General features: G+C 40.4%; 3 protein-coding genes. All 3 read right to left on the bottom strand.

Features of this window, described 5'->3' with window-relative positions; genetic code table 11:
* Positions 1–183 precede the first annotated feature (183 nt).
* Positions 184–504: a hypothetical protein gene (locus HR060_RS19105; RefSeq protein WP_174201858.1), complete on the bottom strand. Its 321-nt coding sequence runs from the start codon at positions 502–504 to the stop codon at positions 184–186.
* Positions 505–620: 116 nt separating this feature from the next.
* On the bottom strand, positions 621–851 hold the full coding sequence (locus HR060_RS19110; RefSeq protein ID WP_174201859.1) for a hypothetical protein: 231 nt from the start codon (positions 849–851) through the stop codon (positions 621–623).
* Positions 852–1043: 192 nt separating this feature from the next.
* Positions 1044–1277 (bottom strand): hypothetical protein (locus tag HR060_RS19250; RefSeq protein WP_217434985.1); only part of this gene is annotated, 234 nt, incomplete at its 5' end.

The following is a 1277-nucleotide window of genomic DNA, read 5'->3' on the forward strand; positions in this document are numbered from 1 at the left end:
TTTTTCTTTTTACTGGTCATAAATCACCTCTTATCTAACTATAAGAGATGTCCACTTTTTTTGGGTAAGTCCGATGCATAACGCCGCCTTAAGCGGTGAGTAGTAGTTGGCTAAAATGTGAAGCGAAGCGGAACCGAGCCAACTGTTACGAATCCGACTCAAAGGCTTTGTTATGCATGCTGTTTACACAATAAATATTTTGAAAAAAAACCAATTTATAAGTAAAGCCATGCCCATACCAGCAAACACAATCCCTGCCTTTGGATGTTTTAATTTAACAAGTAAAGTCATTACCCCCATAAAAACCAGCCCAAAACTACCACTAACATTAGTAGTTAAGCCAATCCATAAGTTGGACCCAACAAACACTTTATCAGGTCCCATCTTCATAAAAACAGTAACGCTATCTTTTGTAGACCATTCTTGGAATGTCTCAAAAAGGCCAAATATACCGAGCGCGAATATTAAAGTTATTACAAGGCCTTCAATTATTTTATCTCTCATGTTGCAGATTCATCTTAGCTGCATAACGCCCTAATAAACGGCGAAAAATAGTAGGCTAAAATAAGCGACGAAGGAGCGCAAGCCTACTGTTTTGCGTCCATGGTTTAATTAACTTGTTATGCATCGGTACACCGAACCCGACTAACTCGCATTCCATCATCAAAAACTTGAACTAGTTCTCTTTGTTCATTCAAAAGAAAGTAAGTAATTTTTCTTTCCCAACTCTCGCCTTCACCACGAAAAACGAATCGAGCTATAAGAGAGCTATGCTTTGATTCAATGATTTCCAACAAGTTTCCAGAAGACTCCCAGTATTCGATTGCAGAGAAGCTGATACGGAGTCTCATATCACTATATTGTTTTTCGCACGCATCTGCATTTGCATCCCATATCCCCAGGAAGGACTTAGGAATTTGACTGCTTGCATGGCTGGGTAAGCTGAGCAGTAATGAGACTATCATGAGTATCAAATGTCGCATGCAATTAACCCTTTGAGATGCATAACGCCCGCCTAAGAGGCGGAAAATGCTTGGCTATAATTAGCGAAGAATGAGCGCAAGCCAAGCTTTTTGCGTCCTTTCTGCTTGAGGCGATTGTATGGATAATTCCCCACACATTTTAAAACTATTGCGGTAAAGTGAGACCCAAGCCTTAGCTGCAACTAAGGCCTTTCTATTAGATAGTTCGATTGAGGCATGGCTCCTCAGTTGAGAGACCGATAACAAGAGCGAACACCTAATAGGACTCCAAGCAAAACACTCGAATAGTCTACT

Origin of the sequence: Marinifaba aquimaris (assembly GCF_013328345.1) — a bacterium.
GTDB lineage: Bacteria > Pseudomonadota > Gammaproteobacteria > Enterobacterales > Alteromonadaceae > Marinifaba > Marinifaba aquimaris.